The sequence below is a fragment of the Streptomyces oryzae genome, assembly GCF_017676365.1.
In the GTDB taxonomy this organism is placed as follows: Bacteria; Actinomycetota; Actinomycetes; order Streptomycetales; family Streptomycetaceae; genus Streptomyces; species Streptomyces oryzae.
Genome location: NZ_JADKMA010000266.1, coordinates 1 through 8239, shown reverse-complemented (window position 1 = coordinate 8239; position 8239 = coordinate 1). Strand labels below are relative to the sequence as shown.

Here is an 8239-nt window from a genome sequence, read left to right as displayed (position 1 = left end):
GCCGGGCATTACGGTGGGACACGAAGGCCTCCGCGCGGTGAAGATTCGACACCTCCACCACACACGGAGGCCTTCCCTTTGATCAAGACCACACCGTGTCAACAACGCTGGTGATCAATACAACTAGCGGCCTGTCGTCACGCTGGCGCTACTTCGAGGCAACGGCACCGACGAACCCAAGCGTCCTAGTTGCCGCTCGATGAGCTCGCGTAGCTCTGCGGGAGTTGGCCAGGGGGCCGACCGGTGGATCATACGGTGACAGTTGGCGCAGATGAGGGCGAGGTCTGACAGTTTGGTAGTACTCTCCCCCGCCTCGTGCAACGGCACAACGTGGTGGCACTCAATGTAGCCCTCACCACGCTCGCCGTAGACCGCGGCGAAGTCGAAGCCGCAGGCTTCGCACACCAGGGCACCACCAGCCTTCAGGACGGACCGGATCTTCTTCTGTCGGAGTTTCCGATTACGTTCCCGAGTCCGGTGGCGCCGGTAAAGGACTCGGCCTTCCGGAGCACTGACCTCGTCGTCAACGGCGTCATCGGTCCCCAGAGGTACAAGGTCGAGTGTGCCGTCCTTCAGGCCCTCACGGATGAGACGAGCTGCTTGTGCCATCTCCGCGGGTCGGTCCAGAAAGTCGTGCAGTACCTCTCTGTCGAGCCGACCGCCGTTGGTGGGCTTCAACTGGTAGCTGGGGTGGTGCGTAGCGATGTCGAAGGTTTTGCGAGCGGCTCCGTTCCGATTCCGATAGGTGATAGCACGCTCCTCCTCCGGATGTGCTCCCAACTGCTGCAAGTAGTTGGACAGCTCAGCGACGCGGGGATCCTCCGCATCGAGCCCTCGCCACTCGTTCCGGGCGACAACGTCACAGGCAAGGATGAGCTCGTCCCGTGTCCAGGCAGGGTTTCGAGCAGCCCTGATCACGAAGCCGAGGCGCTTCAACTCGTCCACGGCGTGACCGAGTCCGCCACTCAACTGCTTGTGAGTGAGAGGTGCACCGTGCTGGTGCTTATGGGCTACCCCAACGATGGCCTTCGAGTCGTACTCACGATCCTCATGCACGATCACGTACTTACGTGCTGGCCCGTAGCCGTAGGTACTCAGGAAGGTTTCCCGCCCAAGGGCGTCGAACTCCTCCAGGGTCTTCAGGACGTCGTGCCGCGAGATAGAGCCGTTCACCATGGGCACGAGTCTATGAAGGGTCGCTGACGGCCACTTCGTCTCGGACTCTCCGCGGCTGTACAGCACCGGGCAGATCCGACTTCTGATCTCTGCTAGAACAGCTGGTGTGCTTCAGAAGAAGCAAGGGGGCCTGGTCCACCGTTGGTGGATACGCCTGACCCCACGCCGGCCAGGCACATCGCACGCAACGGACCGAGCAGGGAACGTCGCGAGCTCCCGAGTACCCGACGACATCGTCGGCATAGGAGACCATGGCCTCGACCAGGCTCAACAGAAACATCGAACGCCTCCTTCGCTGGTCGCTCTAGGTCTAGGAAGCGGCGCAGGGTTAACTGCCCGTATTCAGTGATGGGTGGGGCCTGCAGCTCTTCCTATCGGTACCAGGGTGAGCCTGCGGCGCAACGGTTGTCCGGTGCTCCCGCAGTGGTTCAGGAACAGGCAGAGAGCTCCGCGATGTGCGCCTGAATGCGTTGGGCGTCTGCGCCGCGGTGCTGTGAGGTGTAGAGATCGAAGGCTTGCTGCCAAGTGCGCCGGGCGTCGTCTGTGTCGTAGTTGGCGAGAGCGTGTCCGAGATGTTCGAGCGCTTCTGCTTCGGCAGTGGTGTCGCCGAGGGCGGAATAGAGGGCGATGGCCTGGCGGAAGTGGCCGGCTGCCGTGTGGGGCTCGCCTGTGTGGTGGTCGATGTAGCCCAGGCTGAGGAGAGTTCTTGCTTCGCCGCTGCGGTCGTTGCTGTCGCGGCACTTAGTTAGGGCCTCGGCGCAGTGCTGGCGGGCCTGGTCGAAGCGGCCCAGCTTTGCGGTGTACCAGCCGACTTCGTTGAGTGCATGGGAGCCGCTGAACTGGACTCCCAGTTCGTCGTAGAGCTCAAGTGCCCGCTGGGCGTGGGCGAGTGCCTGCTGGTTGTTGCTCTGTTCTTCCCATGCTTTGGCGATGGCCCGGTGGGTGTGTGCCTGTCCCAGGCGGTCGCCGTCCGCTACGGCTCCGGTAAGTCCTTCTTCGAGGTGGGTCAGCGCTTCCTCGTGGCGACCGAGTTGGGCGCATGCGCGGCCGAGGTGGCGGTGTGAGCGAGTCCGGGTGGGAGGGTCGTTGAGGTGCTTTGACGCGTCTGCGCCGGCCCGCCATGCGATGAGGTTGTCGTGGAGGTGGCCTTGCCTGAGCTGGAAGGTTGTGAGGGTCCAGGCCAGCTGCCAGGCCCGGGCATGCCATTCCCTCTCGGCGGCCATGTGCAGGACCGCCATCAAGTTGGCGCGTTCGACGCTAAACCACTCCCACGCGGCTGCGGCATCAGCGAGGGGTTGCGGCTGGCATCCACTGGATTGCTCACCGAGTTCGATTGGCGCGTGGTGCGGAGCGATGAGTACGTCTGCGTCATGCGCGGTGCGTGCACAGAACTCGGCCATACGTTGCAGGGCCGCTGCGGATTCATCCTGCGGGTGGTCGGCGTGTGCTCGCTGCGCCGCGTACAGCCGGACAAGGTCGTGCATGCGGTAGCGGTCTGGCCCTGGCCGCTCCACGAGGGAGGCACCCACCAGCGACCGCAGAACCCTGCGTACCCGGGCAACTGGCACGCCCGTGAGGCTGGCGGCGGCATGGAGGCTGAGGTCGGAGCCAGGGGCCAGCCCCACCAATCGGAAGACGGCAGCTTGCTCTGTTGTGAGGGCCTGGTACGACCATGAGAGCACTGTTTCCAGCCGCGTAGTCGGCGTGCCGGCGTCCAGCGCTTCCAGCCGGGTGGAAGCGTCACTCAGCTCGGCAGCGAAGTCAGCGAGCGGGGTCCGGGGCTCCAGACGTGCATGGCTGGCGACGATGCTCAGTGCGAGGGGCAGCCCCGCACACCAGGCGATCAGTTCCGTGACAGCAGCGGGTTCAGCCGCCAGCCGTTCCTCGCCCAATCGACGGCTCAAGAGCGTCCGTGCCTCGGCCTCGCTGAGCGTGTTGACCGGGAGCATGTGGGCGCCGCGTGTCGCTGACAGGCCCGCCATCTGATCGCGGCTTGTCACCAGGACGGTGCACGTCGGACTTCCTGGGATGAGCGGCGCCACCTGATCACTGTCACGGGCGTTGTCCAGCACGATCAGCATCCGTCGCTGCGCTACCAGACTGCGGAACAGAGCGAGCTGGGAACTGGGTTCTGCTGGGATCTCTTTCTGATCCGCGACGAGCGCATCGAGGAAGCCCCGCACTGCCTCGTGCGGAGCCACCGGTCTGTCACTGGGGTCGAAGCCGCGCAGATTGACGAAGAGCTGCCCGCCTGGGAACCGGTCGATGTGCTGGTGAGCCCAGTGCAGCGCCAGCCATGTCTTCCCTATGCCACCGGTACCGCCGATAGCGGAGATCACGACGGGCGAGCCCTCTTGCACATTGGCTTCAAGAGCGTTGCTGAGCGACGCGAGTTCAGCCTGCCGTCCAATGAATGTGGGGGGCGCCGCGGGCAACTGCCGAGGAACCACCGGGTCCGGACGCGCAGTGTGGATGTGGACGTCACCATGGATATCCCGAGCTTGAACCAAAGGACCGTTAACAGTGCCGCTGACGCTGTTGCGGGTCTCGGCTGCTCCCGTCATAGCATCCGACGTGTCCTGTGGCAGCTCATTCATGCTGACGAGTGTGCCACTCAGCCGAGAAGCCCAGAGACACGTCGCTGGGGCCGCATTCGGTTGTTCTGGCCGCTTCCGTTTGGGGAGACGGGTTTCGGGAGCCGGTCGCAACAGCACCGGCCGGGGGCGCGGTAGACGCAATTACCGGGGTTCGGCGTAAGCGCCCTGGCCTTGCTCACCGCTGCATCATCCCTCGGGGCTGATCTGCACCTCATAGACGATCTCGGCATGGGCCGCTGGGACGATGATGTCGGCGGTCTCGACCGGGCGGCCGTCGTCTCTGTAGTAGGTGCGCTGGATACGGGTGACCAGTGATCCGCGTTGCAGGCCGAGGAGTTGTGCCTCTTCGGCTGTGGCGTGGCCAGGCTCGGGCTGTTCCACCGCATGGCTGATGTGGATGTCGATAGCGGCCATGCGCTCTACGACGCCGCGTCCGGCATGCGGTCCGCCCTCGGGAAGGACGACGAACGTGCCGCCTGTCAGGGCGTAGGGCTCCCAACTGGTTGACAACTGCACCGGCTTGCTATCCGACAGGAACTCGTACCGCGTGCGCACGCACGAGTCACCCTCGGCGATGCCGAGACGGGCTGCGATGTCCGCTGGCGCAGGAACCTTGGCGTCGGTCTGGTGCTCCCACGTGCCGCTACGCCCAAGAGCGGCCATGTCGGCGCGGAACGGTGAGCCACCCCGACGCTCGCGGCTGAGCGAGCGGACCATGCGCATGCGTCGGCGAGGCTCCGCGACGTACGTGCCAGAGCCCGCACGGCCCTCCAGCAGCCCCTGGGAGATCAGCAGCTCCTGAGCTCTGCGAATGACGTTGTCGCCGACGCCGTACTCAGCGCCCAGGGCGGAGCGGGAGGGGAGCCGGTCGCCGGGTGTCCAGTCGCCGTCAGCGATGCGCTGCCGGAACAGGTCGGCGATGCGGAGGTAGGGCGGCTGCTCAGGCATGTGGAAAATCTAGTCCACTAGCTCTAATCTAGTTAACTAGCTTTACTCCACGTGACCAGTTCGTGGCGGAGGATCGCCATGCCTCAATCCATCGTTCGAGCGCGTTCGATCGCAGCGCGACTCTCCGCCCTCGGCCTGGAACCACACCTCAAGCGCGATCGCGAGTACGTCCGAGTTGAGGTGACGCCACCCAACTCGCCGACGCCGACCGTCTGGCTGGCCCTGCTGGCTGCGCTGGAGCAAGGCGACCAGTTCGGGCTCCACACCGACGGTCAAGCCACCGTCGCGTGGGCCCTCGTCTTCAACGAGGGTCCCCCTGCACCTCCTGTGCAGAGAGCGGACCCGCAGCCATAGGGAGCTGCAACCATGCGGTACTACTTTCGCGAAGCGTTCGACCAGCTTCTGCGGTGGCTCATCAGCCCAGCGGGATTGTCCAGGCAAAAGGACAGTTCCGCAGCTTCCCCGATGCCGGCCCGGAGCTGGTGCCCACCGTCCCGCTGGCGACCGCCAGCCGTCCCGATCGTCAACGACATCGGGCTCGTGCGTCCGTACTTCCTGGCGTACGAAGCCCACAGCCAGCGGGCAACCGGGTGTCCGCTCGGCGGTGAGCGCTCATGAGTTACCGCTCCCCCGCATGCGGGCTCGGTCGGCACCTCGAATGCCGCCACGGGAACCCCACGCAGCCGTCACCGAGTCGGGGTGTGTTCTTCGAGCCCTGCGACTGCCCATGCCACCGGCCGCAGCCCAGCTCCCCACCGAAGGAGAGGACAGGGAATGGCGCGCAGTGAGCGACAGGTCGCCATCGAGGTCGGCGGTGGATCACTCCGCCGAGGAGACGTCATCCAGGTAGGTGGTCAGTCGATGGCCGTGGTCGACATCTGCCATCTCACCGGCGGAGCGAAGCTCATCGCGTTCAGGACTGGCGACATCCTGACCATCACGCCCAGGACGACGCTGGTCGTCCTGCGCACCGTAGCGGGCTGGGAGGGCCCAGTATGTTGATCTACGACCGAGTCGAGACCCCTATGCCCTCACCCGAGCTCCGCCTACTGCCATGGGCCTCGGACAATGGGAACCCCTGCTACCTCAACGGCAGCGCTGACTCCGCGATGGCTATGTACGCCGATGAGGTCGAAGAGGCCCAGTTGGAGGACGGTGACGATGCTCTCAAGTGGGCTGTGCAGGTTCTCGACGAGGTAGAGGTCAACACAGAGGACGACGACAGGACGAAAGCCCTCAAGGTGGCGGCTGCCGCGCTGAGCAATGCTCTGCGTGTCGCCGACAGCAGAGGCGCGAGGCTGCCCGGTTACGAAAGCTCAGAGATCACCTGCGACGCCCGAGGACGCGACGATGACGACGGGAATCCTCGTCTACCAGCGGAAGCCTTCCGCTGAAGGGACGTCAGGGGCCGTGCCGAGGGTCTCATTTTGGGTCTCATTCACCGGCGTCCAACGCCGTTCGCCGAGGTACATGCCCAGCGCTCCGCACGCCCTATGAACGCACCTGAACGACCCCGTACACCGCTCTGACCAGCCCGAACAGACCTCGAAAGCGAGTGAGGGGGCAACTCCTCCGTGGGTTCAAATCCCACCGCTACCGCTTCGTGCAAGAGGCTGAACGAAGGGCCGGGCCCCCGAGGGGTCCGGCCCTTCGTCGTGTGGTCCCGGAGAAGCGCCCCCTCCGGGGCGGGAGTGTGCGGTCGTCCGGACATTTGGACAGTGGACGTCGACCAACAGAAACAATCAGCTTTCCCAGCTGCTTCGCGGGTCGGCTTGCTCATGTATCACGATCCGGAACCGATCAGGAGCTGTGGCGTCGCATGCCCTCGCCAGTTCGCGCCCCGCCTTTCTAAGCTCCGAGCCTCTCCAGCCCGTAACGGTGGCCACATACGCGGCATGCGCCAACGGTCGCTTCCGCATCACAGGGAGTAGTAGATGATCGCCCTGACCGTCCCCGTCATGATCACTTTCGGAGTCTTTCTGATCGCGATGGTCATGGTCGGTGTGGTGACGCATGGTGAAACGACCACATTTGACGACTTCACCGTCGGCAGCCGTCGGCTCACCGCACCGGTGGCCGCCCTGTCCGCCGGGGCGGCGGACATGTCCGGCTGGCTGTTCCTGGGGTTCCCGGGCGCCGTGTACATGGCCGGTATCGGGGCCACCTGGATCGCGGTCGGACTGATCGTCGGCACCTATCTCAACTGGCGTCTTGTCGCGCCCCGGCTGCGGGTCTACACCGAGCGGGTCGGAGCGGTGACCCTGCCGTCGTATCTGGAGAAGAGGTTCGAGGACCGGAGCCGGGTGATACGGCTGCTCTCGGCCACCGTCACCGTCGTGTTCTTCACCGTCTACGTGGCCAGCGGGCTGCTCGCCTGCGGTCTCCTGGCCGACGAGATCTTCGGCGCCGGCCTCGAACTGGGGCTCACGGTCTTCGCCGTGGTCATCGTCATCTACACCATCCTCGGCGGCTTCCGGGCCCTGAGCGTCAGCCACTCCATACAGGGCACGGTGATGTTCCTCGCCGCGATAGCCCTCCCCGCCATAGCCATCTGGCAGCTCGGCGGCTTCGAGGCGCTGGGGGCCGACCTCGACCGCGTGACCCCGGCGCTGCTCGATCCGGGAGCCGAGGCGTCGTTCGCCGACCGGAAGTGGACATCGGGTGATCCGCTCGGGGCCGTCGCGCTGATCTCGCTGCTCGCCTGGGGGCTCGGCTACTTCGGCCAGCCCCACATCCTGACCCGCTTCATGAGTATCCGCAGCCCGCGGGACATACCGCTGGCCCGCTGGCTGGGCGTCTTCTGGGTGATCGTCGTCCTGGCGGGCGCGTCCCTCATCGGGCTCGCCGGGATCGCCGCGCTCGACAAGCCGCTCGACAACCCGGAGACGGTCTTCATCGCGCTGTCCGCACAGCTGACCTCCCCCTGGATCGCGGGAGTCCTGCTGGTGGCGGTGCTGGCCGCGATCAAGTCCACGGTGGACAGCCAGCTGCTGGTCTCGGCCACATCCCTCACCGAGGACCTCTTCCGGGCGTTCTTCAACCGGCGGGCCTCCGACACGATGCTGCTGCTGATCGGGCGGCTGAGCGTGGTGGCGGTGGCCCTGGTCGCCTATGTGATCGCGCTGAGCGGCGGCGCCGTGCTCGACATCGTCGCGTACGCCTGGTCGGGATTCGGCTCGGCCTTCGGCCCGGTGATCGTTCTGTCGCTGTTCTGGCCCCGGATGACGGCGGCCGGGGCGAAGGCGGGGATGATCACCGGCGCCCTCACCGTGCTCCTGTGGAAGCACATCGACCCGCTCCTCGGGCCGCTGGAGTCGGGCGTCTACGGGATGGTGCCCGGCGTGCTCGCCGCCACCGTGGCAGCGCTGATCTTCGGCAAGTTCGTCGGACGCCGCCCGACGCTCGACTGGACCCACGCCGCGGCGAACGGCACTTCGCCGCAGGACCCACCGGAAGGCCAGGCCCCGCCGCCCCCGTACCCCGAGCCGCCGCCGCTGGACGGCCCCGGCAGGTGACCG

General features: G+C 65.8%; 6 protein-coding genes. 3 read left to right on the top strand and 3 right to left on the bottom strand.

Going from position 1 to position 8239, the window contains the following annotated elements:
* Positions 1-123 precede the first annotated feature (123 nt).
* The 3 genes from ITI46_RS31855 to ITI46_RS31845 form a co-directional block, all read right to left on the bottom strand.
* A complete protein-coding gene (locus ITI46_RS31855; RefSeq protein WP_209243415.1) occupies positions 124-1176 on the bottom strand; it encodes an HNH endonuclease in 1053 nt (350 codons plus the stop codon).
* Positions 1177-1604: 428 nt separating this feature from the next.
* The gene (locus tag ITI46_RS31850) at positions 1605-3773 is read right to left on the bottom strand and encodes an ATP-binding protein (RefSeq protein WP_209243414.1); all 2169 of its coding nucleotides are present in this window, start codon (positions 3771-3773) and stop codon (positions 1605-1607) included.
* 186 nt (positions 3774-3959) lie between these two features.
* The gene (locus ITI46_RS31845; RefSeq protein ID WP_209243413.1) at positions 3960-4721 is read right to left on the bottom strand and encodes a GntR family transcriptional regulator; all 762 of its coding nucleotides are present in this window, start codon (positions 4719-4721) and stop codon (positions 3960-3962) included.
* Positions 4722-5495: 774 nt separating this feature from the next.
* Here ITI46_RS31845 and ITI46_RS31840 point away from each other — a divergent pair.
* The 3 genes from ITI46_RS31840 (at position 5496) to putP (ending at position 8236) form a co-directional block, all read left to right on the top strand.
* Complete coding sequence (locus tag ITI46_RS31840; RefSeq protein WP_209243412.1) at positions 5496-5723, top strand: hypothetical protein; 228 nt, start codon at positions 5496-5498, stop codon at positions 5721-5723.
* Positions 5717-6115 (top strand): hypothetical protein, encoded by a 399-nt coding sequence (locus ITI46_RS31835; protein ID WP_236591729.1) that lies wholly within the window; start codon positions 5717-5719, stop codon positions 6113-6115. Before ITI46_RS31840 ends, ITI46_RS31835 begins: the two co-directional genes overlap by 7 nt.
* A 540-nt stretch (positions 6116-6655) precedes the next feature.
* Positions 6656-8236, top strand: a complete 1581-nt coding sequence (gene putP / locus ITI46_RS31830; RefSeq protein ID WP_209243411.1) for a sodium/proline symporter PutP — start codon at positions 6656-6658, stop codon at positions 8234-8236.
* Positions 8237-8239: the final 3 nt, after the last annotated feature.

What these genes read in the sequence shown, in the direction of transcription:
- ITI46_RS31855 (WP_209243415.1), bottom strand. Translation starts at nt 1,176, where the DNA reads ATGGTGAACGGCTCTATCTCGCGGCACGACGTCCTGAAGACCCTGGAG.
- ITI46_RS31850 (WP_209243414.1), bottom strand. Translation starts at nt 3,773, where the DNA reads ATGAATGAGCTGCCACAGGACACGTCGGATGCTATGACGGGAGCAGCC.
- ITI46_RS31845 (WP_209243413.1), bottom strand. Translation starts at nt 4,721, where the DNA reads ATGCCTGAGCAGCCGCCCTACCTCCGCATCGCCGACCTGTTCCGGCAG.
- ITI46_RS31840 (WP_209243412.1), top strand. Translation starts at nt 5,496, where the DNA reads ATGGCGCGCAGTGAGCGACAGGTCGCCATCGAGGTCGGCGGTGGATCA.
- ITI46_RS31835 (WP_236591729.1), top strand. Translation starts at nt 5,717, where the DNA reads ATGTTGATCTACGACCGAGTCGAGACCCCTATGCCCTCACCCGAGCTC.
- putP (WP_209243411.1), top strand. Translation starts at nt 6,656, where the DNA reads ATGATCGCCCTGACCGTCCCCGTCATGATCACTTTCGGAGTCTTTCTG.